A 24,354-nucleotide genomic window follows, 5' to 3' on the forward strand; every position below is an offset into this window, starting at 1 on the left:
ATATATCTACCAGGCTACCTAACCCCCGGGAGGGACCCTCCCTAGGCCTCGACCCCAGCCCCCAGCCTAGCCAACTCAGCCTCCAACGCGGCTATGAGGGCCGATAGCCTCTGGTACTCGACGAGGGCCTCGCCGAGCCCTATCTCGCCCCTGGCGACCCGGGCCTCCAGCTCGCCCAGCTCCCTCCGGGCCCTGTCGAGCAGGGACTTGAGGTAGTCCACGATCATCCTCTCCACGTGGACCTCGGCCTCGCTAGAGTACTCGGTGGCGAGCCTCTGGGGCTCGTAGACGCCCTTAACCCTGCCATCCTCAAGAAGGATGACCCTGTCAGCCTGCCTCGCAACCCTGGGATCGTGGGTAGTCATTATAACAGTCTTACCGTGATCCCTGGCCTGTGAGAGTATAAGCTCCACGACCCTCTGCCCGGTAGCCAGGTCTAGCTCGCCCGTCGGCTCATCAGCTATGAGCAGTGGAGGGTCATTGGCGAGAGCCACCGCTATAGCAAGCCTCTGCTGCTCCCCACCGCTCAACTCCTCGGGGAGCCTAGACTCCTTGCCCTCCAGGTCAACCCTCTTCAACAACTCCAGCGCCCTAGCTTTATCACTCCTCCTAGCCAGCTGCATCGGTAGTAGCACGTTCTCCAGGGCGGTTAGGGTTGGGATCAAATTGTACTGCTGGAACACGTACCCCACCTTGGAGAGCCTATAGGCCCTCAGCTCGCCCTCACCAAGCCTATGAACCTCCACCCCGTCGACGACCACTCTGCCAGCCGTGGGCTTATCGATACCCCCGATCAGGTTCAGCAGAGTCGTCTTTCCCGAGCCACTAGGCCCCATTATCGCAACGACCTCCCCGCGCTCGACGTCGAAGCTAACCTCCCTGAGGGCAGTCACGCTCTCGCCACGGGACTCGTAGACCTTTATCACGCGCTCAACAACAACCGCCTTCATCACATACCAAGCCTCCTAAGCCTAGAAGCCAGGTCACCCGAGGAAACACTCCTATAGGAGAGGACTAGGGGCAGGCCCAGGACTAGCAAGAGGAGAGCCAAGAGGAAGACTAGAGGAACCATGGGCTGGGAGGGCGTCAGTGGGACGCTGAACCCTCCCAGCGACGCCAGCCTAGCGCTAGACACTACAGCCAGGTAGACGACGCCGCCCACCAGCAATCCCGCTATCAGGGAGTGGAGTGATATGGGTAGTAGCATCGAGTAGGCCAGGCGGAGTGCCTCGCCCCTGCCAGCTCCCCTGGCCCTGGCGACGACCATCTCCGCCACCACGATCCTAAGGGCGGAATGCAGCAACACGTACAGCGAGAGGCCCCCCACCACCAGGGCGTATAGTGCTACTACTGCAAGTATGGACTCGGCTGCCCGGTACCCGGCTATAAGGCCCGGGGTGTAGAAGAGTGCCTTGCCCTCCAACAGCGACTCATAGTAGTCTATCAAGCCAACGCTCCCCAAGACCGGTAGGCTGAACGCTAAGCCCAGGGCGAGGCCAAAGGCTAGGGTAGGCGCGGTGAGCCCGGATACCAGCCGCCTCCTAAGCCTGCCAGCCGAGGAGGAGGCGGCCCATGCTAGGTGTCCGGCCGCCAGGCTAGCCCACCTGGAGGCCCTTGAGAATATGGCCTCGTAGGAGCCTAGGAGGTTCGAGGCTACGTCGGCTAGGGCTGCCGGGGCGAAGGGCGAGAACATGTATGCTATAACGATCGCTATAACGGCCAGCGACCCTATGGCTCCTCCCATGTCGCTGGCTTTCTCGGCTAGGGTCTCGATGTCTCCGTAGAGGCCCACGACTATGCTTGTAACCCCGAGGGCCACTATGAAGGCGCTAACCCTATGCCTAACCCTCTCACCCACCGATACCGTTGCAACGGGCCTAACCGCCTCTATGGGAGCTACGTCCCTGACAAGCCTAGAGGCCCTCCTATAGGAGAAGAGGCCCACGAGGAGCGTTATCACGAGGCCCAACGCGACACTCCGAGCCAAGCTGGTCCCAGCGATGCCTATCCTATCAACCAGGTACACGGTGGCGACGCTACCGGCGAACCCGGCCACCAGCGATACCGCTACGATGAAGGCGAGGAAGCTCCGAGCCATACTCCTGGGGGGCGCGCCCCTGGCGGCGAGCAACGAGATATACCTTCGGAGGTCCGATGAAACCACGCTCAACACCTCGCTAGAGGCCCTCAGCCCCAGGAGGAAGGTCGCTATAGTTACCAGCACCAGCGAGAGCACGGCCATCGGGTTATTCCACTGGCTGATGCTCGACTCGTAGATGCCCCACAAGCCCTCCTCCGACTCGGACACGACGTAATACCCGGTGAGGGGGAGGACGACCTGGCCCTCGCCCGGTGGAGGTGGAGGCGGACCGCCAGCTGGCACCGTCCATTTTCCACCGTTCACACTGACGCCCATGGAGGAGAGCCAGTCCCTGAACGCGTCCATGACCCCGGTTATTATGGCGTTTGCCTTGCTCGTGTTCCTGGGTAGGCTTGTGTAGAATTCCTTGTCGAGGTTCGCTATCGCGGTCAGCAGGTTCCCGTTGAGCGGTAGTTTACCAGCTATACTGTCCCTGAGGACATCCACCGGCACCTCTACTCCATAGGCGTCCCGTATGGCCCCGCCGAGGACCTCAACACCCTCCTCTAGCGGCTCTAGTGCCAGCGCCGCTGACCCGGGTATGTACTCGACACCGTTATCCCTACAGGACCCCCTGGCTAGGATGGCGTTTACGACATCGTCGGGGAGCACGCCAGGGCCTACAGCGTTATACAGTGTTAGTAGGCCGGAGGGACCCCCAGTCTTGACGGCCTCGGCTAGGCTTTTGAGGGAGGCATTGGCTAGCTCGCCCAGGTCGTCCTCGGCTATTATGAAATGCACCATCCCCTCAAGGTCGTAGTAGGACGCCCCGTTACTGGTCCCGCTGAACACGCCGGTAACCATCAGCTCCAAGCCAGGGAAAAGCTCTAGCGTGTCACCAGGCCCTACCCCGAGCGCCACTGCTATAGCCTTGGAGACAGCGGCTTCCACTCCAGGCCCGTCTCCGCCTGGATAGGACCCCTCTATGACCTGGAACCCTGCCTCCGAGGCGCTGCGCGGGTTCTTGAACACAGCGGCTAGTAGGTGGCTTCCGAAGACGTTGCAATGGCGTAGGACACCGTTTGGGCCATGGTAGGGTATCGACGCGATCTGGCCCTGGTTCCACCACTCCCTACCGATGAGGCCCATGGGCTCGCCCTCGCTGCCCTGGACCACGTATTTGTAGGCTATGGCGAGGTCTAGCACTAGGTAGCTGCCATGGTATTCCAGGTGCTCTAGCCTGGGCTTGCTGGTTTCCAGCTCGTTGGCGAGCGCCTCTAGCCCGCTCGCGTAGCTGGGGGTCGGCGTGTTTGCTTGTCCCATGCCGTAGGCGATGTCTACTCTCAGGTGTGGCTTGTAGTATTGGGTTAGGGCGTCTATTGATTCCTGGTAGCCGAGGTTTGAGAACGCCAGTATGCCGCCGCCGGAGGACGCTACTAGGAGTAGGAGTAGTATTATCCACGATGCCCTGAGCCTGTCCCTGGAGAGTATTCGAGCGACTGGCATGTCTTTTACAGTCCCCGCAGTCCATCCCGGGCCTAGGCGTGTATAATATGGTTTATATGGTTTATTATAAATATAATATCTGAGTAGTCTATGGTGTTTACTGGTTTCCTGGGGTGGGGTCGTGGCGCGCCTTTCTCCTCGCGGTGGTTCTAGTGCTGGTTTCCATTGATACAGGGTATATAAATATTTGATAATCAAGATATTCATTACGGCCTATTACAGTATGCTTAATACGTATAGGCAGAGATAAATGCATACGGGTAATACATATGTATAAGTATATACTTATACCAGCCATACTATTACTTGCCCTCGCCACGCCAATACAACCGGTTCACGCTCAATCATACCACTGGTACAAGGACATAGAGTCGCTGTCCGGCGGAACCTACGGGATAACCCACGACGACCAATACCTATACGCCGCCGGATCCCTGGCATCAGGCTCCTACAGAGACCTATTCGTCGCCAAGATAGACCCGCTCAGCGGGCAATTCCAGTGGATAAGATCCCTCAACCCATCCCCAATCTACAACGAATACATCCACGACATAGACTATCTAGACGGCTACCTGTACATAGTGGGCTGCTCGGACAGCTTCAGCGGCGACAGGTCAACCGAGATCATAATCGCCAGGATAAACACGATAGGAGCAATGGACTGGCTAGTCAGGATAAGCCAGACTACAAACGACTGCGCATACTCAGTGGAGGCCACGGCCAACGGGATATACGTGGCCGGGAAAATCGGAGTAAACAACGATGACATACTGGTGATGAAGCTGGGGAGTGATGGAAGCATTATATGGGCGAAGGCATACGGCGGAGGCTCCTCGGATTTCGGCTACGGTATCGAGTACCTTAACGGCTACCTCTACGTGGTGGGGAAGACTAGCTCGTTCGGCGGGTACTATGAGGGCTTCATAATGAAGCTCGACCCCCAAGATGGCTCGGTAGTCTGGTCGAAGAAGTTCGGAGGGCTCAGCGGGGACGATGTTGCATATGGTGTAACGGGTAACGACACCTACCTCTTCATAACAGGATACACCTACAGCTACGGGCAGGGCTACAGCGACGGCTTCCTATTCAAGGTAGACGAAAACGGTAACTTCATATGGTTCATCACCATGGGTGAGGGCGGCTACGACTTCACTAACCAGACGATCGTAGTCGGCAACAAGCTCTTCGTGACCGGCCATACCAAGAGCTTCAACGAGAACGGGAAATACAACTATACAGTGTATGAGCTGGACAAGGATGGAAACCTCATATCAGCGAGAACCATGGGTTCAAGCGCCGACGAGAAGATGTACTCGGCGACGCTATACAACTCCCTGATCTACATCGGAGGCAACTCCAACCTCAGATCCCCATACTTCTATGACCCCACTATCCTAATGTACTCCCCCTCGCTAGGCGAGCTCTCGTGGACCGGCGGTGAGGGATGGGAGAGCCTGACGGCGAGCGACTGCTCACCAACCATAAGTAGCATAGCGTTGGAAGATAGTGGGTTCAACGGCATCACCCTCACAGTGACTAGCCTCACGCCCAGCCAGGATAGCGTAACCGACTATTCATTCAGCCCTATCTCGCCCGTGATACACACGGCCGTGGACAATACCGAGCCCCAGCCAGTCCCCGAGAACCCCATGATCCCGGCCATCATGATAGCCTGGATACTCCTGGCGATAGCGCTGGGGAAAAGAGCTGCACGGCCATAGGGACCCTGACTCCATCCTGGCCTTCTAGGGTGGCGAGGGTCCCTCCTAGCCCTAGCGCTACGTATCAGAGTTTAGACTACACGATTAAATGCCGTGCCGCCATAGACGCTCCTGGAGGGACCCTCTAGTGGCGGAGAGGATATGCGTGTCGATCCCGACGGACGACGGGTTGAAGGTGAAGGCTGGCCACTTCGGCGATGGCAGGTACTACTTCCACTACACCTACAATGGTAGGAGGTGGATCCTCAACCGGGTCGTGGAGAACCCCTTCGCGGGCGAGCACGAGCACGGGGAGGAGCACGGGAAGAGGCCTAGGATAAGGGAGCTCAACAAGGAGTGCAACTACATCGTGGCTTCAAGCTTCGGCCCCGGCGGGGAGGAGTTCATGGAAAAAAGCGGATTCACAGTTGTCAAGGTTTCTCCAGGGACCCTCCTGTTGGAGGCCCTGAGGTATGTAGAGGGCCTGGCCTCCTGCCGTTAGCGGCCTCCCATCCCATGGTTTCCGTGGCGTGGCGTTACGGGCGCGGGCAGGGGCTGCGGTATGTATTCTACCCCGGGCCTGTTGTGGGGCGCCTGGGGGTATAGCTCCATGAGCTGGTACACCTCTATGGGCACCTCGTCCTTCACCGGGAGGCCGAGTTCCTTGGCCTTCTCATAGGTTATCGGATAGTCGTGGGTCCACTTGCCGCTCGTGAGTAGCTCTGCGAGCTCCCTAGCCTTCTCGCTGCCCATCCTGTCTTCGAGGAGCTCTACAATGACCTCCTGCATCTCGTCTATAGCCTTCCTGGCCACATCGGCCATTATCAGCGTGTTATCACTGGCCTCCTTCCCCTTGAGCTCCGCCACCTTGACTATACTCGGCGCCGGGGCCACCGGCCCGGAGGGACCCGCTGCCAGCTGCGGGTCTAGGGGGCCTAGGACGGCGTTTGGATCCATGAGTATCTCGTCGGCGGCTAGGGCTATGAGGGTCCCTCCGCTCATGGCGTAGTGGGGCACGATAACTATCTTCTTGCCCTTGTGCCTCTTCAGGGCCCTGGCTATCTGGCTGGCCGCCAGCACCAGCCCGCCGGGCGTGTGGAGTACTAGAGCGATGGTCCTGTCGGGCGGCGTCGTCCTTATAGCCCTGAGTACCGCCTCGGAGTCGTCTATGTCTATGAACCTCCTTATCGGGACGCCCAGGAACGAGATCCTCTCCTCCCTGTGTATCATTGTTATGACTCGCCAGCCGTACTTCCTCTCCATGTTCCTTATGACTGCCAGCCTGGCCGCTTGTAGCCTCCTCATGCTTAGGAGCGGGCTGACCAGGGAGAACAGGAAGAGGAGCCAGAAGAGCATCCAGATTGTACTGTTTATGTAGTCTGCTGGCGTAGCTCCACTTGCGGCCATCCTGGACACCCTATACTATGTAGGCCTAGTGGGATTTAACTATTCCCCAGCGAGCGCCCGCCCAGCCTGAACCCGGCCCTCTTCACCCTAGCAGGGCTCCTCATGAAGGTCACTCTTGGAGACGTGAACCTGCCGATCCTAGCCTTGTAGAAGATCTTGACCCCATCCACCTCGATGTAACCACTACACCTCCCAGTATGCCTACAGGCCTGTAGTATGGAGGCGGCTCTACCCACTATCTCCTCGACCGTCGGCACGTCAACGTAGACAATCATAGACTCGCCCCTACACCTACCCCTATACCACGAGACATAGAATCCAGCCAGTAACCCAACCACGATAACGACTAGCAGGAGAGTCGCGGATAGAGAGGATCCAAGCGAGCCGAGAAACGCGGATAACAGTGATAGTATGAGGAAGCCCACGGTGTTGGCCGCGAGCGACGCCCCCTTCCCCATCACCCTAACGCACTGGAGGGCCCTCTGGATATCCTGTTTGAAGTAGGGGCTCGTGTAGGAGCTGGCTATGTGTATGGCCAGGGTCTTGGCATACGCCATGTAGAGGATCTGAGGCCTCTTGGAGTTAAACACCACCTGTATCGACCTAGCCTCGTCGATATACCCCTCTACCTCGCTAGCCCTAGAAGCTTGGGGCTTCGACGACGCTCCTAGCCGCATCCCTAGCCTCCTCCAGCCTGGCCTGGTGCCTCTCAAGGAACTCGCGGAGCTTCTCGGCCCCCATCCTCTTGCACTCGCCGCAGAGCATGGACCCGCTCCTACAGTCCCTGTAGACCTTCAGCAGCTCCCCGTCATCCGGTATTAAATGATACAGGTATAAATCATATACCGTGCAGGCCTCGGGGACCCCGCCCAGCCTCCTCTGCTCCTCGGCCGTAGCCCTACCCCCGGTTAGCGCGTTCCTCAGCTTCCTAACCGCCTCTCCCGGGTCGTCGGTTAGGAATATGGTGTAGTCGGGCCTGCTACTACTCATCTTACCCCCATCCAGGCCCCTGATGAGCTTGTGGTACGTCGAGGCTGGCCTCTCCAGGCTCACCAGGCCCCGGAGCCTGTCGGCTAGGTCCCTTGCGAGCCTGAGGTGGGGGTCCTGGTCTGCCCCGACTGGCACGACTACGCGCTTGTACCCGCCGTACTCGTCGAGCTGTGGGTGTAGTATGTCGGCGGCCTGTGTCAGGGCCGAGACTATCTTGGCGGGGCTGAGGTCGCCGTAGATGGCCTCCATCTCGGCCATTGTCACCTTCCCCGAGAAGAGTTGTATGAGCCTGTAGTAGGGGGTTCCCCTGCTGGTCTGGAAGTAGAAGTCGGTCTTGTCGGGGTCTAGGCCGAGGGCTATCATGTTGGCCACGTACTCCTCTATCCCCAGCCTTATGACCTCCCTGCGCGGCAGCCTCCTGACGGCGTAGGCCTCGGCGTCCGCCAGGGCCACGAATACCTTGGCCTTCAGCTCCCTCTGGAAGTATATGAGCTGGTCTACCGTGAGCTTGTGGCCGAAGTGGAACCTCCCGCTCGGCATGAAGCCAGTGAGTATCGCTATCTTCTCCCCCTTCCTTATACCCTCTAGTATGACCTTGTCGAAGTCCCTGTGGCCGAATACGATATTCCTCCTCATGTGGAGGCTCAGGGGGAGGCCCATCTCCCTCATTACTGGGATTACCTCTGAGAAGGGCCTGATGCCGAAGACCCTGCGCAGCCTATCGTAGTCCTTTATCTCTATGGTGCCCCAGGGGTCCAGCCTCTCCTCAGCCATGCCCGGGGTCCCTCCCCCTCTAGGGCGTTATCCTCTCGGGGTCCCTGGGCAGGAGCCTGGCCTCCCGTATGTTCTCAAGCTCCAGGCTCTGCATCACTATGCGCTCCAGCCCCATGCCAGCGCCGCCGTGGGGTGGGGCTCCGTGCTTGAAGAAGTCTAGGTAGAACTGGAAGCTTGCCGGGTCCAGGCCCTTGTCTGAGAGGTTCTTTAGGAGCTCGTCGTACCTGTGCTCCCTCTGGCTCCCGGTCACTACCTCCAGGCCCTTCATTAGGAGGTCGAAGCCGTAGGTCCATTCGGGCTCGTCGGGCTTCCTCATGGTGTAGAATGGCCTTGAGGCCCAGGGGTATTCTGTGACGAATACGAAGTCTGAGTCGTGCTTCTCCTTGAAGTATCTGCCTAGGAGCCTCTCTCCCTCCGGGTCTAGGTCCTCCCCGTAGGGCAGCTTTTTCCCGTACTCCTCCTCTAGTATCCTGTAGGCTTCCCTCATTGTGATCCTCGGTATCTCCCTCGGCATGGCTATGTCGGCGTTGAACTCTTCGAGTATGGCCCTGGCCTTGGGGTCCCTCTTCACCGTGTCCACCAGGTGCTTGAAGAAGCCCTCGACGAAGTCCATCACGTCCTCGGGCCCCTCTATGAAGCCGAGCTCTATATCCATGCTGTGGTACTCTGTGAGGTGCCTCGTGGTATGGTGGGGCTCCGCCCTGAACACGGGCCCGATCTCGAAGACCCTCTCAAGCCCGCCTATCACAGCCATCTGCTTGTAGAACTGCGGGCTCTGGGCTAGGAAGGCCTCGCGCCCGAAGTACACGACGGGGAATACCTCGGCCCCGCTCTCGGTCCCCGCCGCCACTATCTTGGGCGTGAATATCTCGACGAATGACTGGCTAGTGTAGTACTCCCTGAAGGCCCTGGCCACGAGGGCCTCGTACTGGAATATCATGGATACCCTCGGGTTCCTCGCGTCGAGCCACCTGTAGTTCAGCCTGGTGGCGAGGCCCGCCTCTGTACTTGTATCGGGCTCTAGGGGGAGGGGCTCTACGGGGCTTGACAGTATCTTCAGCTCCCGCGCCTTCAGCTCTATCCCCAGCTTTGACTTGGACTCGACCAGCACACCACGGGCACATACTACCGCCTCCAGCTTGAGGCCCCTAGCAGCTTCGACTACCTCCTCGGGGGTCTCGCCCTTCTTCACCACGACCTGGAGCAGACCGGTCCTGTCCCGGACTAGTATGAACTTCAGCTTGCCTAGGTCGCGTATCCTGTGCACCCACCCGCACACGGTGACCTCCCGGCCGAGCAGCTCGTCCCTCCTCGCGTAGAGGTCTTCGATGAACGCCTCTTTGTACAAGGCCCGGTAACCCTCCGCTCGCGTTCGACTCTAGAGGGGGTTAATTATCAAGTTTTAAAGTAGTAGGTGCTAGTCAATAGGGCATAAGGATCGGGGGTGCTGGTGGAGTGGGCTACTTCTACATAACCACGCCGATATACTATCCCAACGCGGCGCCGCACCTAGGCCACGCATACACCACGGTGTACGCCGACGTACTAGCCAGGTATCATAGGCTGAAGGGGGATGAGACCTTCTTCCTAACGGGCACCGACGAGCACGGGCTGAAGCTCCAGAGGACTGCTGAGAGGCGGGGTGTACACCCGAAGGAGTTCGTGGATGAGATGGCAGAGTTGTACAAGCGTTACTGGAGGATGCTTGATATAAGCTATGACAGGTTCATCAGGACCACTGACCCCGACCATGAGAGGCTGGTCCGGTGGGCCCTGGAGAAGCTCTGGAGGGACGGCCTCATCTACAAGGCCAGCTATGCTGGATGGTACTGTGTGGATTGCGAGAAGTTCTACAGCGAGGGAGAGTATGAGGTAGTCGAGGGGAGGCCCCACTGCCCGATACACAAGAAGCCCCTGGAGTGGCTTGAGGAGGAGACCTACTACTTCAAGCTGAGCCTCTTCGAGGAGTACCTGGTAGGCGTCCTCTCCAAGAGCGACATAGTTTACCCGAGGCAGTACGCCCAGGAGGTGCTCGGGAAGATCGAGAAGGAGGGCCTCAGGGACGTGAGCATAGCCAGGCCTAAGGAGAGGGTGTGGTGGGGCATACCACTCCCCTGGGACGAGGACTACACGACGTACGTGTGGTTCGACGCGCTCCTAAACTACGTGACGGGGGCCGGCTACCTCGAAGACAGGGACCGGTTCAACAGGCTCTGGCCGAACGTGCACCACGTTATAGGCAAGGACATACTATGGTTCCACACCGCCATATGGTTCTCGACCCTGAAAGCCCTAGAAATAGACCCCCCGAAGAAGGTGCTCGTCCACGCCTTCCTAGTCAACCGCGGGCTCAAGATGGGCAAGAGCGCCGGCAACGTGGTCGCCATAGAAGACCTGCTGGAGAGGTACAATGGCAGCGACGGGGTGCGCTACATAATATCCAGGCTCTTCAACCTCCACAAGGACATCGACGTCTCTACAAGCCTCTTCGACTCAATATACAACTCCGACCTGGCAGACAACTACGGCAACCTCGTGAGGCGGGCCGGTACACTAGCCATTAGAAAGCTAGGCGGGAGGGTGGAGGAGTCCAGGGTTGACGGGAAGATCAGCGAGGCCATAGAATCGACCCTGGAGAAGTACGAGGCGGCCATGGAGGGCTACGAGGTCTCCCAGGCGGTAGAGGCGGTGATGGAGCTACTCAGGAGGGCCAACGCCTACATGAACGAGTCCAAGCCGTGGGAGAAGGCCGAGCCAAGGAGGGAGCTCTACACTGTGTTAGAGGCCATACGGGCCTCCACGATACTACTGCACCCGGTGACCCCCAGGGCCACGCTAAAGGTGGCGGAGGGCTTCGGGTTCAAGATAGACTATGGGAGCGTGGGGGAGGGGATAGAGGTTTACACCGTGTCAGAGGCCCCCATACTGTTCAAGAAGGTTAAACCCTAGTATACCGACATACCGCTCCCCGTTACCCCGAGATCCTCGCTCCACTCCTTCACCGCAGACCAGAGCATCTGGGCCGCGACACTGGCTATTATGAGGGACATGAACCTTGCCATCGCCTTTATCCCGTTCCTGCCCAGGACCCTCCGCAGGTAGTAGGAGCTCTTCATTGTCGCCGCGACCGTCAGGGTTGAGAGGAGGAAGCTGGCTATGACCTCCGGCAGGTGGCCGGTCGTGCCTAGGTTTATGAGCAGGGTCATGGTGCCCGGGCCTATGGTCATGGGGGTTGCCAGGGGCACCACCGCCACCTCACCGTTGTCTATGCTCCTCGTCTTGGGCTGCCCCGATAGCATGTCGATCGCGATGTAGAGGAGGAGTAGGCCTCCCCCGAACTTCAGGCTCGCCAGGCTTAGATGGTAGAATTCCAGGATCAGCTTCCCCGCCAGTATGAATAGGAGGCCGAGGAATACGACGACTATCATGGCCTGCCTTATGACGCGCTCGGCCTCCCTCCTCCTCATGGCCTGTGTAAGCGTTATGTAGTTGTTGAGGGCTGTGAATGGGTTCATTATGGCTACTATCGAGCCATAGTATGCTATTACCAGGCCTATATCCACCATGGCCTCTGGCACCGTCTACTCTTCGAGGCCCCAGCTATCCCCGGGGAGCCTTTAAAAAGGATCGCCTGGATACATGGGTGGGAAGAGGGTGTAGGGATGACCTGGAGGCCCCGCTAGCCCTTCAACTCCTCCAGGGCGATCTTCAGGGCTTCCCTCGCGCTAACCCCCGTTACGCTGACGACCTTGATCCCGAGGTATGAGAGCGCGGCGTAGGCGTTTGGCCCCGGAGTCGGGCCCGCGTAGACGCGCACCCCGAGGTCGCCCAGCTTCTGGGCGGCTTTCACGCCGGCCCCGCTCCCCGCCGTGTATCCTGGGTTGTCGTGTACTTCTACGTTGAGCACTTCTCCTGTGGCCTCGTCTACATCGACTACCGTGAACTTCGGCGCCCTCCCGAACCTCTCGGCTACCCTTGAGTCGAGGCCCTTGTCGTCCTCTGTGGGGATCCCTATCCTAACGGCCATCCGGATCAACCCCGTCTATAGGTTGTTCTGCCCGGGGGACGTCTATTTGCCTATTTTATGCCGGGTATGTAGGGTTCTGGCCTTGCTGGTTTATACTTCCTCCACCAGTCCCTCCAGGATCCCAGTACATCGACTGCTATGGTTTGCGATATCCTGGTCATTGCCTTCGCCGCCGGCGAGTCCGGGTATGCTTCGTGCAGTGGCTTGCCTTCTACTATGGACTTTGGCACCGCGTCGTCGTAGGGGATCTCGCCTAGTATGGGTATATTGTTCTCCCTGGCGTACTCTCTTATGATGTCAACGTAGTCGGGGTTTATATCGTACTTGTTTATGACTAAGCCAGGCGCTATCATGAAGTGCCTCGTCAGCTTGTGTATCCTCTTCAAATCACTGAAGCTCGCAGGGGTAGGCTCAGCCACCAGCACAGCTATCTTGGCCCCGGTCAGGCTGGATATAACCTGGCACCCTATGCCAGCGGCGGCATCCACAAGCACGAGCCCGTCGCCGCCGAGGATGGACTTGGCCCTGTTCTTGGCCTCGGTCACGAGCTTCCCAGAGTTAGGCCTCCCAGGGACGATCTCCCCCGATACCAGGGGGAAGCCGTAGGGCGTCTCCCTGGCGACCCTTATGACCCCGGCCTTGACCTTGAAAATGAACCTGATCGCCTTCTCGGGGCAGGCAAGCGCGCAGGTGAGGCACCCCTCGCACAGCCACTTGTTAATTACATGCCTCCCCTCGACGACCTCCACCGCGTCGTAGGGGCAGACCTCTGCACACACCCCGCACTGGGTGCATAGCTCCTCCTTTATGTAGGCGATCCTCCCCTCGGTATAGGGACTCTCCTCGTCCCAGGACTCGACTCCGAGGACTATGTGCAGGTTGGGCGCCTCGGCGTCGGCGTCGACCGCGACCAGATTATAGCCGTGCCTGTACAGCTCGACCGCGAGCACCGCTGTAAGAGTGGATTTGCCCACACCTCCCTTGCCGCTGGCGACGACGAGCTCTACTTGGCCCCCGAGCCTACCCTCCACCATCCACCACCCCTGCATCCCTCAACCTAGCCAGTACATCTCCCCCTAGCCTGGCCAGCGCCTGGGAGGCCGGGTCGTCCGGGTAGTAGTGTATAACCGGCACGCCCCTAGCGTAGGCCTCCGCAGCCCTCCTGGAATAGGGGATCATGTAGAGCCCCTTCACGTTACTGTAGTTTTGGACTACTTCTAGTATCGCTTCTGAGGGGCCGATGCCGTGCCTGTTGACTACGACCAACACCTCATACCCCATACCCTCCACCACCTCCAGTATAGACTTGAGGTCGTGAACTCCCAAGGGCGTAGGCTCGGTCACGGCTATGACGAGGTCGCTCCCATGTATGGCCGTGGAGACCCCGCTCCCGGTCCCGGCCCCAGTGTCCACTAGCAGGACGTCTGGCTTGAGCCCTAGGGCCCTCTTCTTCGCGGCGATTATCGCTGGAGGCGTGTGCTCCTCTCCCTCCTTCAACACCCCGGTTACCAGGGTGAAGGACGCGTTGTCTATCGAGACGCGTGTCTCGTAGGAGTGGGCGAGGGTTCTCCTCCCGTCCCTCCTTATGGCGTCGTAGGGGCATGCATAGTAGCAGGCCTTGCAGCCGCTGCATAGTCGGGGGAAGACGAATGGGGGTTTGCCGGGAGCCATTATCACTGCGCCGGTGTCGCATACCTTCACGCAGGCGCCGCAGGCCGTGCACTTCTCATATATTATCTTGGGGAAGAATATGTCTATGTCCTCCATGTTCTCCAGCCTGTTGACTCCCAGGAGTATGTGGTCGTTCGGGGCCTCCACGTCGAGGTCTGCCAACACGATCCTAAGGCCTCCCAGCCTGCTGGCCAGGTAGTAGGCAAGGTTCGTGGCGACGAAGCTCTTGCCGGTCCCACCCTTCCCGCCAGTAATCGATACCACGTACATGGAGGGTCATCCCTTCATGACGCCCTTCAGCGCCTCATCCTCGATGACCAGCCTGTTCAACTCCATATCATCAAGCGGCCCATACTCCTCGATGACCGCGTCTATAACCTGCCTAGCATTCTCGGGGAGCCGAGGCGCCTGGCACTTATACTCTATACATCCTCTGACGCCCCTACTAGGGTCTCCCTCGTGTTTGACGAAGCACTCGTCGGATTCGAACACCTCCTTCAACCCCTCAATATAGAAGACCCCGGGGCCCATCACGTAGACCGCGTCAGTTAGCCTCGCCCCGTAGAGCTTAATATAGCGGGACTCGGCCAGCGCGAGGAGTCTAGACAGCCTAAACGGGTGCAGGCATCCCGACCTAGAGAGTATGTATGCAACCGTCTCCCTGACTCCAACCGCCCCGTCTGAGCTGGGCAACGTACTCCACCTGTGGCAATTCAAGGAGGGAGGCGGCTGGATTAATCTACGCTCTATAAATCCGGTGTATGGGGGAGTCTAGGAGAGTATGGCTATACTCCTCAGGACGTCCGCCGTGTCCTCGCACTTGTCGGTGCTCGTCTCAAGGCTCTGGAGCGCCTTATAGAGTGTGACGCAGCTCCCAGGCTTCCCGGCTTTATTGCACCAGGCTATGACGTGCTCCTCGGTGCTGCTCCTTATCTCGTCGGCCTCCTCCTCCAGCCTCTCGACTTCCCTGGCCAGCTCGACTGCCTTGGCTGGATCCTTCTTGAGCTCCTTCACGGCCGCTATGATCTTCTCGACCTGTGTCTTGGCTATGACAGCTATCTTGTACATGGAATCCACGATCTCCGGGGGCGGGGAGCTGCCCTCAACCTTGACGTAGAGTAGTAGCCTTCTGGTGGCGGCGTTCAGGTGGTCGGCTATGTCGTCGGCGACCAGTACGAGGCGCAGCAGCTCCTCCCTGTCTATGGGGTGGAAGAGGCTCTTGGACAAGTCGGCTATTATATCGTCCTTCACCTTATCGGCCGCCCTCTCAGCCTCTTTCACACTCCCATAGGCCTCTGCAACCCTCGACACGTCGCCGGACTTGACGGTCTCAATCATCATCAGGGTGTTCTCGGCGACGCGCAGTATGTTTGTCAGGTGGTTGAGCTCCATGCCGAGGATCTCCTGCTCCCTCCTCCTGCTGATCCAAGTCCATGTACCAGACACTCTGCCATACACCCCATCCGCCTATAATATAAATGATATCAAGGTATATATCGAGGCCGCTAGCCCGGCGGCCGCGGGGACGGTCGCGAGCCATCCAAGTATTATGACTAGGACTGTCCACTTATCGATGCCCGAGAGCCCCTTGCCCTTGGCTATCCCAACCCCTATTATGGAGGAGACGCTCGCATGAGTCGTGGAGACTGGCATCCCCATGAGCGTGAAGGCGTAGACCACGAGGGCGTTGGATAGCTCCGCCGCCCCGCCGCTGACATAGTCGAGCTTGGTTATGTTGAAGCCGACCCTCATGACAACCCTATACCCCCAGGTCAGGGCACCGGCCATTATGCCTATACCGCCGAGGAGGGCTAGGAACTGGAGCGTCCGCTGGTCCGGGAACCCGAGGGTCTTGCTAACCACAGTCACATAGACCCCCGTAGCATTACCCACGTCGTTCGCCCCGAAGGCGTAAGCGCTGAAGGCTAGGTTGAAGATTAGGATGGCCTGGAAGACCCTGTCAACGTTCCAACCCCTTGAGACTAGGGTAACGTAGAGCCTCTGGAAGACGTAGTAGAGCACTATAGCAACCACTATAGCGCCCAGGGGGCTTGTGATCCAGCTGAGGACAACCTTCACCACGACACCCCAATCGATCTTGGAGGAGCTCCCCAGGAGGCCTCGTGCAAGGCCCACCCCCAATACGGCGCCGACCGTGGAGTGAGTCGTGGACACGGGCAGGCCCTTCCTCGTGGCTATAGTCACCCATAGCCCTGCGGCGAGGCTCGCTGAGAGGGCCATTGTAGGGTCTAGGTCCTTGACGACCCCCTTGCCTATCGTCTTTATGACCCGGTATCCCTGGAGTATGGCGCCGAGTATAGCGAAGAGGCTGAAGAGGAGGAGGGCCTTCCTAAGCGAGATAGCCCCCGAGCCGACAGCGGTGTCCGTGGGGTTCGCCGCGTCGTTGGCGCCAAGGTTCCAGGCCATGTAGAACGCGGCCATAAGCCCCAGCATGACTAGTATCTCTTGCTGTCCTAGATCCACCCTCTAGCCCAGGTCGAAGGAGGCTCCCCTCAACCAGTTCTTAAACATACCATGTTATACCGGTCAATACATCACATGATAGATCCCAAGGGGAGAAGAGGGACCCTCCACGAGGGCGGGTACAAGGTGAAGCCCAGGATAACAGAGCTACTCAAGAAGAAAGACAGGATCAAGGAGAGGCTAGAAGAGGAGCTAGGCAGGCCACGGGCAAGGAGGGCCAGGAGAGACCACCATGCAAGGCGCAGGCCCAGGCACTGTGGGATGACCATACACACAGGCATAGGATGCAGCTTCGCCTGCATATACTGCTACATCTGGGATATGGGGTTCCCCGGGAGACCCAAAGCCTACCCCCTCGAACCCATGGAGCTAGCATACGCCCTGGCAGTAAACCCCTACGTGGTTCCAGAGGCCACAATGGCCGCCTATGGCAGTGTAACTGAGCCTTTCCAGCCCGAAACCCGCGAGCGGGCTCTAGCGTATATACGCGAGGTACACCGGTGGCTTGGACTGCCGAGCCAGGTGTCCACGAAGGCGGTCATAGACAGGGAGCTGGCCAGGAGCCTGAAAGCCTCCGACCCGGGCCTGAGCCTGCTAATCACGGTGGTCGCGCTCGGAGACAAGGCTAAGCGGCTAGAGCCCCGGGCCCCGCCGGCCGAGGAGAGGCTTGAGGGCGCCAGGACCGCCCTACGGGAAGGCCTCCACGTCGCGTTGTTCCTCAGGCCCATCATGCCGGGCGTAAACGAGGAGGACTTGTTCGATATACTGGAGGCCGCCGCTAGGATTGGTGTCAGGGACATTGTATTGGGTAGTCTAAGGGCGACCACAGGCATACTGGCTAGGCTTGAAGCGGCGGGATTCGACACGGGCAAGATACGGAGGCTTCTGGTTAGGAAGCCTAGGTCCGCCAAGGACCAGGTACCCATCGACACTTCCAGTATAAAACGCGAGCTAGCCAGCTACGCCCGTAGCCTCGGGCTGAGGGTCCATCCATCAGCCTGCAGCCATAACATGGTAAGCCACGGCATGCCGTGCCACGCCTGTAGGATGGGGCCCTGCTATTCCAGGCCCCCGGTGCCGGATAGGGATGACGTTATCGAGGCCATCAACTACCTGGGCGGGTCGGTTGAGGACGTCGAGGCCAGCTACCCCTACATTATACTGCGTGGGTTGAGGGGGGTTAGGAGGGATGTGGCGGTCGAGGTATTATCAGCTGCCTCAAAGCTTATGGTCAGAATCCTAGGCTAGGGCGTGTACTCCTCCCCGGGGAAGAGCCCCTCCCTGACCTCGCGGGCGTACCTCTTCAGGGCGTCTAGGAGGTATTGGAAGGCGTCAGCGTACTTCTTGGCGAAGGGCGGCGAGTGGGGATACAGCCCGACTATATCGTGGAAGACCAGAACCTGCCCGTCGCAGTGCCTCCCGGCACCAATGCATATGGTGGGGATCGACAGTTTCTCGGTTATCTTCTTAGCCAGCTCCGGCCTCGTATACTCTATGACAACCGAGAAGGCGCCAGCCCCCTCCAAGGCCAGGGCATCATCCAGTATAGCCTTCTCCTCGCCCGGCGTCTTGCCCCGCAGCTTGTAGCCCCCGAATGACAGGTACCTCTGGGGAGTCATGCCGACGTGGCCCATGACCGGTATCCCAGCCCGTACAATCCCCTTAATCCTGTCGACATACTCGGAGCCCCCCTCAAGCTTGACGGCCTCGGCTCCAGCCCTCACCATTTCTATGGCCGATTCAACCGCCACGCTGGTACTGGGTTCGTAGCTTCCGAAGGGCATGTCGCCCACCACCAAGGCCTTGGGCTTTGCCCTAGCCACGGCTCGGATGTGGTGTAGCATCTCGTTTAGGGTCACGCCGTGGGTCGAGTCCATGCCCAGCACTACCATGGCTAGGCTGTCGCCTACTAGTATCGCGTCTACCCCGGCCCTGTCTGCTATCAGGGCGGTTGGGTAGTCGTAGGCTGTGACCATTACGATCTTCTCCTTGTTCTTCTTTTTAATTATTTTCCTAATAGTTATCTTCTTTCTCTCCTCAGGCAAACCCTGCCCCCGAGACCCTCAAGGGCCTTCAAGAGCATATATAGATGCTCGATAGTATCGGTCCTAACCCCGAGCTCCCTAGCCCTCCTCAACACGTACCCATGGATCTCCTCCACCTCAGTCTTACGCCCCCTCTCGATATCCTGCAGCATACTATTCCTGTTCAACTGCGTCCTCTCAGCCACCTCCAAGAGATACCTCGAAGCGTCGAAGGGGAGCTCGACTCCGAGGGCCCTAGCGACCTCGGCCACCTCCTCGGCAGCCCTCAAGGCCAAGTCCCTAGCATGGGCATCGACCAAGACAACTCCATTCTCAACGCCCAGCACCGAGGCGACGCCATTCAACCCAACGCTGACAGCCGCCTTAGCCCACCGGTAAGGCTCGATATCATCCACTATCTCGACCCTAGCCCCTCCCCGGGCGAGCAAACCACCCAGCCCACGGGCAGGGCTTGGGGGAGACTTGTAGGGGCCCACGATAAGCCTCCCCACACCCCGGAGTGAAACCCTGTTATCGGACTCGCGCACAACCCCATACTCGACTACAACGCCTATACCGCGTCCGCCCCTCCTCTCAACCTCCTCCAGCGCCCCGAAGCCGTTTGAGGCGACGGCCGTGTACTCGGAGATCCTCATAGCCTCAAGGACAGCCTCCCTAGCATGGTAGGCCTTCGTAGCGACTATGGAATACCTGCAGTAGTCGCCCGGCAAGTCCCCCGGGGTATGGGCTTCCACCGGGAAGGACTTGTCCATCATCCCGGTTATAGCGGCGCCCTCCCTATTCAACAAATCCCTGTGATCGCCTCTACGCACTACAACCACAGGCGGCTTGCCGAGCGCCTCGTGTAGGAACCCGGCGAGGAGACACCCCACGGCGCCGCAACCGACAACACACGCTTCGACCGTCATCACTCCATCCACACTCTAAACTGTACTAGCCGGGGAGCAGTAATTAGGGCGTCTCGGCGACAGTATATATAGCGGGGGCTCGGGGGATTGCCCAAGACGACGTGGGTAGACGCGATAGCACTGGCGTTCGGCGGAAACCAGCTGGTGCCATACGTCGCGACGAGGAGGGAGCTGATCCCAGCCATACTGGAGCTGCTCGGGCTCCGGGAGGGCGACGTATTCTACGACCTGGGGTGCGGCGACGGCAGGGTCGCCATAGAGGCCGCCAAGAGGTATCCTGTGAAGAGGGCTGTGTGCGTGGAGGTGAACCCGAGCCTCGCCATGGGGGCCCTGGAGAGGGCTAGGCTGGAGGGGGTCGCCGACAGGGTCCTCGTGTTGAACGAGGACATGAGGCATGTGGATCTAAGCGACGCCGACGCAGTGTACATGTACCTCCTGACGAGCATCAACGAGCTGATGAGGCCCAAGCTTGAGAGGGAGCTCAAGCCGGGGGCCAGGGTCGTGACCCTAGACTTCCAGATACCGGGCTGGAAGCCCTACAAGATAGTAGGGGAGCCTGGCTGGCAGAAGACCCTCTACCTATACATAAAGAGGGTATAAGCCCCCTACCCCGGGGAGGGTGCTGTGAGGCGTGTCGTGGACCGGGGACCCGAAGCGCGACATAGTCGATGTAATGAGGCTCATGTACGAGAGGGGGCTCGTCCAGGTCCGGGGAGGCAACGCCAGCATCTACGACAGAGGCTCCGGGATGGTCTACATGTCCCCCTCTGGAGTCCCCCGAACCCTAATGACCACGAGGGACGTCGCGGTGATGAGTATAGGAGGGTCCCTCCTCCGGGGGAAACCCACGAGTGAGTGGAGGATGCACCTAGCAGTATACGAGGCCAGCAGCGACGCGGTGGCAGTGGTACATGCGCACCCGCCGTCGCTCCTAGCCCTCAACTACCGGGGCAAGACGCCGGACCCCGACTACCTAACCGAGGTCAAGCTAAACGCGAGGTGCATAGCTCGGGTCCCCTACGCCACGCCGGGAACCCAGGAACTAGCCGACAAGGTAGGCGAGACAATAAGGAGCACCGGGTGCAACGCGCTTATACTCGACCGCCACGGAGCCCTAGTCTACTCGGACAAAACCATATACCACGCCCTAGACCTCCTAGAAGCGCTAGAAGACCTCTCAAGGATAATGCTACACCTAGACAAGTAAAACACGCCACAACTCCCAATCGACGCACTATCCTATCCCTTGCCACGGGAAGGGGGAGGGACCCTCACAGCCAGGGGACTCTTCACCCCCGTCCGACGATGCGGGCGACGCCCAACGGCACTTCATCGGGCCCACAAAACAAACAACACAACCCAAGATAATATAAACTAACCAGCCAGAGCAACCCGATACCCTAACAAGAGAACTCCTCCTCTAAGCCGGCCTTGGCGAGCTCTCCTGGTCTGGCTCTTCTCCCAGGCCTCCTCCACCTATCCAGGATCCAGGCCCTTATAGCCTCTGGATCTGGCTCAACCTTGACTCTGAAGCCCATCTTCTCTAGCCTTTCTACAACAATCTCCTGGAGGCGCCTCTCGTCCTCTACCTCCATCACTATTTTCCGCCAAGACCACTCCCAAACCAATAATCCATCCTCCCGATCTTTTTATCTCTAAAGCGTATTCATATTCCATCCCTCCCCGGCTCTCCCCGGTATGCTCTCCTCGCTAGCATTTCCACGTTCTCCCTTTCGATCAGTCTTTCAAGGAACCCCATTCAAACCCTCCAAAACCTCAACCCAGGATCCCTCCCGACTGCCACGATAACTTCTATATCATTATTACTCGCTCCTGAACGTCTCTATCATAGCCTTCCTGGGACTCGGCTTCTCTAACTGTGCTTATATATTGATTTAGGTATTGTGTTTTTACCCGGGGGTATAGTTTGGCTAGGCCAGGCAAGCCAGCCACGATCTTGCTACTAACGCTACTCACGGCTAGTATGCTGTTACCCGGCTCTGTGCATGTACTTGCATATCTGTCGATAACGCCGCCGACGTTAACGGAACTGTGGGAGAGGAGTCTAGGGGGCCTAGTTTCCAGTGTTTCCTGGGGTCCTGGTGTCGGCTTGGCTGTTGGAGCTAGTCATGCTGTGATTGTACTTAACGGTAATGGTAGTGTCTTGTGGGAGGGGAAGTTAGCCGAGGACGTATTAAGTGTCTCTTGGAGTCATAATGGAGACAGACTGGTTGTTGGAGTAGGCTGGTTTAGCTGGTTAGGCAATAGCTCTATCACTAATAGCACTCATGGCCGCATTATCGTGTTCAGCAACACTAGCAAAAAGGTATGGCAGTCCATGGATTTATACGGCTATGTCTATAGCGTTTCCTGGAGCCCTAAAGACGACAGGCTAGCTGTTGGAGCCGGTTCTAGAATAATAGTCTTCAACAGCAGTGGTGGCGTCTTATGGGAGAAGAGCCTGGGCAGCAACGTCTCAAGCGTTTCCTGGAGCCCTAGCGGGGATAAACTCGTCGTTGGCGGCGACTTCAGAAAAATTGCTGTCTTCGATGTCAAAGGTAATCTTCTGTGGGAGAAGGGCACAGGAGGCAGGGTCTCAAGCGTTTCCTGGAGCCCTAGTAATAGCGAGATAGCGGCTAGTATTGGTAACAGGATTATCGTTTTCAACGCCGAAGGTGGAGTCTTGTGGGAGCAGAGTCTGGGTAGCAGCATTCGTAGTGTTTCTTGGAGTCCTGGCGGAGATATGCTAGCCGTCACCGCTGGAAACTACGCCATAGTCTTCGACAGTAGCGGTAACCTGCTGTGGAAGAGTAGAAATCTAGGCGGGTTGGCGGAAAGTATCTCCTGGAGCCCGGAGGGCAGTAAGTTAGTCGTCGGAGTTGATAACAGGGTTGTTGTTCTCTATGCCTCTTTCGGCGTCATCCAGGTCTCCGGGGTCCCCGGTAGTGTTGTGAGCGTATCGGGACCGGGTGGAAGCGGGGAATACAAGATACCAGGAAACCAGACACTAACACTATACGCAACACCAGGAAACTACACGATAAACTACAAACTACCACAACCAAACAACTACATAGGTACAAGATCGCCATTTAGCGGATCGTTAAAGACTGATGTCAAGCCCGGTAAGAGGCATGTAATCAATCTGCCTAGCTATGGTGACCTGCTTGCACGGCTTGAGTTGGCCGTTCCACCGTACAGTAGTGTGACGTTGGAGTCTGGGGCGGTTAAGAAGACGTTCTCCGCTGGAGGAGATGGGAAGCTGTTGCTGTGGCTGGATCCCGGGGCCTATAAGCTGACGGTAACCTACAAGGGGGCAACTGTGTCGAGGGATTTGAAGGTTTCGAAGGGCCAGTCGATAACCCTTAAGTTCGGGGAGCAGGACTTTGCCGCCCCCATAACCACTACGACAAGCAAGCCCACAACCAGCACGCAATCCCAGGCATCTGGAGCCACAATCCCACCAATAGCCACGACCACGTCACACACACTCTCGACGGCGACACCCGTAGAGACGGCCGTCACGGTCGGGCCTACAACCACGATGGTGGCTAGAGGCGGCCTAGGAGGCTACACGCTCCTCCTAGGACTACTGGGGCTGGGAGGAGTCATGGCCGCTGTAATCCTGTTGAGGAGGAAGAGCGGTGGAGAGACGCTGCCTGGAGAGGCGCCTCCGCAAGCCCCACCACCGCCGCCTCCGCCAACGCCAGAGTCCGCTAGCAGCAGCCAGTCTGTCGAGACGGGTAGAGTGTCTCATACAGTTGATACCGTTGAGGGACCCTCCACGCCAGTAAAGACGCCAGCGTCCACCCCTGTGGGGGGCTTGAAGTCCGTGGCCAGCTTGCTTGGCCGAGAACTCCAGGGCTTTAAGAGCGTGGAATCCTGTAGGGGGAGTTATAGTGTGGTGCTACCCGAGTCGCTGGCGCCCCAGGGATTCGGCGGCAGCTGGGATTGTTGCAAGCTTGGTTGTGGTGGTTGGGGTTGTGCCTATCGCTGTAGGAGGAGCGGTGACTCTAGCGGGGAGTATGTTGTGTTCAAGGTGCCCCGCGGCTTGGAGGCTTTGATCGAGGAGGGCAGCTTCCTAACTATAGATGAGAGGTTGTTGAGGCGCGTTGTCAACGAGGCGAGCGTCGTCTCAAGGCTCAAGCATCCCCATGTACTGCGCCTCCTGGCTTATGGCGAGAAGCTCCCGCTCCTGGTCTACGAGTACGCCGACATGGGTAGTTTGGACCAGCAGTTCGCCCTCGGCTGGAGCCCCAGCCTCAGGGACTCGGTGCTCGCCGCGTTGCAGCTTGGCGATGCTCTCCGCTATATCCACTCTCGGGGGCTGGTGCATGGGGACATCAAGCCCGGGAACATATTCGTTAGGGATGGTGTCGTCAAGCTTGGGGACTTCAGTAGCCTGGTGAGGCTCGTCACTATGACCAGCCGACACGCCCTCAGCTACACCCCCGGCTTCCGGGCTCCCGAGCAGGTGTTCAGCGACTTGAAGCTCCGCGCTGTCAGGGCTGGGCTTGAGAACAGGATAGACGTCTACCAGCTCGGGAATCTCCTGCTCTACATGATTTCGGGGGAGACTATTGACGGGGAGGAGGCGGCTGACGCTAGCAGGGTGGAGGAGGTGTTGCGTGGCGTGGAGCATCCCGTGCTCAGGGAGTTGCTTAGGAGGATGCTCTCGCTGGAGCCAGAGGAGAGGCCTAACATGGAGTATGTAGTGGTCAAGCTCTATGAGGTGTATGAGGGCCTCGGATAGGCGCGTTCA

General features: G+C 58.6%; 23 protein-coding genes. 7 read left to right on the plus strand and 16 right to left on the minus strand.

The genetic code is table 11. The features are described from left to right. Positions 1-41: 41 nt before the first annotated feature. Both F7C38_02640 and F7C38_02645 read right to left on the minus strand, forming a co-directional pair. Positions 42-950, minus strand: a complete 909-nt coding sequence (locus tag F7C38_02640; GenBank protein MCE4600447.1) for an ABC transporter ATP-binding protein — start codon at positions 948-950, stop codon at positions 42-44. After that, complete coding sequence (locus tag F7C38_02645) at positions 950-3,586, minus strand: hypothetical protein (GenBank protein ID MCE4600448.1); 2,637 nt, start codon at positions 3,584-3,586, stop codon at positions 950-952. Before F7C38_02645 ends, F7C38_02640 begins: the two co-directional genes overlap by 1 nt. Before the next feature lie 269 nt (positions 3,587-3,855). Here F7C38_02645 and F7C38_02650 point away from each other — a divergent pair, with 269 nt between their 5' ends. Continuing rightward, on the plus strand, positions 3,856-5,307 hold the full coding sequence (locus F7C38_02650; GenBank protein ID MCE4600449.1) for a hypothetical protein: 1,452 nt from the start codon (positions 3,856-3,858) through the stop codon (positions 5,305-5,307). A 127-nt stretch (positions 5,308-5,434) separates the two neighbouring features. Then, complete coding sequence (locus F7C38_02655) at positions 5,435-5,788, plus strand: hypothetical protein (protein ID MCE4600450.1); 354 nt, start codon at positions 5,435-5,437, stop codon at positions 5,786-5,788. On the opposite strand, the gene F7C38_02660 is transcribed toward F7C38_02655, so the two are convergent. From F7C38_02660 to aspS, 4 genes are read right to left on the minus strand one after another with little or no spacing between them, the layout of a single operon-like run. Further along, a complete protein-coding gene (locus F7C38_02660) occupies positions 5,785-6,693 on the minus strand; it encodes an ATP-dependent Clp protease proteolytic subunit (GenBank protein ID MCE4600451.1) in 909 nt (302 codons plus the stop codon). The two genes, F7C38_02655 and F7C38_02660, sit on opposite strands and share 4 nt — an antisense overlap. A gap of 35 nt (positions 6,694-6,728) precedes the next feature. Next, entirely contained in the window at positions 6,729-7,370 is a 642-nt protein-coding gene (locus tag F7C38_02665; GenBank protein ID MCE4600452.1) for a hypothetical protein, read from the minus strand. Beyond that, on the minus strand, positions 7,333-8,457 hold the full coding sequence (locus F7C38_02670; protein ID MCE4600453.1) for a tryptophan--tRNA ligase: 1,125 nt from the start codon (positions 8,455-8,457) through the stop codon (positions 7,333-7,335). The genes F7C38_02665 and F7C38_02670 overlap by 38 nt, the downstream gene beginning before the upstream one ends. A 19-nt stretch (positions 8,458-8,476) precedes the next feature. After that, positions 8,477-9,805 carry an aspartate--tRNA(Asn) ligase gene (gene aspS, locus F7C38_02675; GenBank protein ID MCE4600454.1) on the minus strand — a complete coding sequence of 443 codons (1,329 nt, stop codon included), beginning with the start codon at positions 9,803-9,805 and terminating at the stop codon, positions 8,477-8,479. 107 nt (positions 9,806-9,912) lie between these two features. On the opposite strand from aspS, the gene metG reads away from it, so the two are divergent. Further along, positions 9,913-11,406 carry a methionine--tRNA ligase gene (metG, locus tag F7C38_02680; protein ID MCE4600455.1) on the plus strand — a complete coding sequence of 498 codons (1,494 nt, stop codon included), beginning with the start codon at positions 9,913-9,915 and terminating at the stop codon, positions 11,404-11,406. On the opposite strand, the gene F7C38_02685 is transcribed toward metG, so the two are convergent. The 7 genes from F7C38_02685 to F7C38_02715 form a co-directional block, all read right to left on the minus strand. Continuing rightward, entirely contained in the window at positions 11,403-12,023 is a 621-nt protein-coding gene (locus F7C38_02685) for a MarC family protein (protein MCE4600456.1), read from the minus strand. The genes metG and F7C38_02685 overlap by 4 nt on opposite strands. A gap of 113 nt (positions 12,024-12,136) precedes the next feature. Then, the gene (locus F7C38_02690) at positions 12,137-12,484 is read right to left on the minus strand and encodes a NifB/NifX family molybdenum-iron cluster-binding protein (protein ID MCE4600457.1); all 348 of its coding nucleotides are present in this window, start codon (positions 12,482-12,484) and stop codon (positions 12,137-12,139) included. A 50-nt stretch (positions 12,485-12,534) separates the two neighbouring features. After that, positions 12,535-13,515, minus strand: coding sequence for an ATP-binding protein (locus F7C38_02695; GenBank protein MCE4600458.1), 981 nt, complete (start codon positions 13,513-13,515; stop codon positions 12,535-12,537). Then, a complete protein-coding gene (locus F7C38_02700) occupies positions 13,505-14,425 on the minus strand; it encodes an ATP-binding protein (protein MCE4600459.1) in 921 nt (306 codons plus the stop codon). Before F7C38_02700 ends, F7C38_02695 begins: the two co-directional genes overlap by 11 nt. A gap of 6 nt (positions 14,426-14,431) precedes the next feature. Beyond that, complete coding sequence (locus F7C38_02705; protein MCE4600460.1) at positions 14,432-14,848, minus strand: SocA family protein; 417 nt, start codon at positions 14,846-14,848, stop codon at positions 14,432-14,434. Between the two features lie 78 nt (positions 14,849-14,926). Continuing rightward, the gene (locus tag F7C38_02710; protein ID MCE4600461.1) at positions 14,927-15,601 is read right to left on the minus strand and encodes a DUF47 family protein; all 675 of its coding nucleotides are present in this window, start codon (positions 15,599-15,601) and stop codon (positions 14,927-14,929) included. A 21-nt stretch (positions 15,602-15,622) separates the two neighbouring features. Further along, positions 15,623-16,639 (minus strand): inorganic phosphate transporter family protein, encoded by a 1,017-nt coding sequence (locus tag F7C38_02715; protein ID MCE4600462.1) that lies wholly within the window; start codon positions 16,637-16,639, stop codon positions 15,623-15,625. 75 nt (positions 16,640-16,714) lie between these two features. Here F7C38_02715 and F7C38_02720 point away from each other — a divergent pair, with 75 nt between their 5' ends. Beyond that, entirely contained in the window at positions 16,715-17,887 is a 1,173-nt protein-coding gene (locus F7C38_02720; protein MCE4600463.1) for a radical SAM protein, read from the plus strand. Here the strand turns inward: F7C38_02720 and panB are convergent. Together panB and F7C38_02730 are read right to left on the minus strand one after the other, a co-directional pair. Next, positions 17,884-18,684, minus strand: a complete 801-nt coding sequence (gene panB, locus F7C38_02725; GenBank protein MCE4600464.1) for a 3-methyl-2-oxobutanoate hydroxymethyltransferase — start codon at positions 18,682-18,684, stop codon at positions 17,884-17,886. The two genes, F7C38_02720 and panB, sit on opposite strands and share 4 nt — an antisense overlap. Further along, positions 18,660-19,592, minus strand: coding sequence for a ketopantoate reductase family protein (locus tag F7C38_02730; protein ID MCE4600465.1), 933 nt, complete (start codon positions 19,590-19,592; stop codon positions 18,660-18,662). Before F7C38_02730 ends, panB begins: the two co-directional genes overlap by 25 nt. A gap of 87 nt (positions 19,593-19,679) precedes the next feature. Here F7C38_02730 and F7C38_02735 point away from each other — a divergent pair, with 87 nt between their 5' ends. Both F7C38_02735 and F7C38_02740 read left to right on the plus strand, forming a co-directional pair. Continuing rightward, positions 19,680-20,192 (plus strand): methyltransferase domain-containing protein, encoded by a 513-nt coding sequence (locus F7C38_02735; GenBank protein ID MCE4600466.1) that lies wholly within the window; start codon positions 19,680-19,682, stop codon positions 20,190-20,192. A gap of 31 nt (positions 20,193-20,223) precedes the next feature. Further along, on the plus strand, positions 20,224-20,799 hold the full coding sequence (locus F7C38_02740; protein MCE4600467.1) for a class II aldolase/adducin family protein: 576 nt from the start codon (positions 20,224-20,226) through the stop codon (positions 20,797-20,799). A gap of 193 nt (positions 20,800-20,992) precedes the next feature. Here the strand turns inward: F7C38_02740 and F7C38_02745 are convergent, their stop codons facing one another. Beyond that, positions 20,993-21,220, minus strand: a complete 228-nt coding sequence (locus F7C38_02745) for a hypothetical protein (protein MCE4600468.1) — start codon at positions 21,218-21,220, stop codon at positions 20,993-20,995. Between the two features lie 299 nt (positions 21,221-21,519). On the opposite strand from F7C38_02745, the gene F7C38_02750 reads away from it, so the two are divergent. Beyond that, positions 21,520-24,345 (plus strand): protein kinase, encoded by a 2,826-nt coding sequence (locus F7C38_02750; GenBank protein MCE4600469.1) that lies wholly within the window; start codon positions 21,520-21,522, stop codon positions 24,343-24,345. The last annotated feature ends 9 nt before the right edge of the window (positions 24,346-24,354 follow it).

It is taken from the genome of Candidatus Thermodiscus eudorianus, assembly GCA_015521085.1.
Lineage (GTDB): Archaea > Thermoproteota > Thermoprotei_A > Sulfolobales > Acidilobaceae > Thermodiscus > Thermodiscus eudorianus.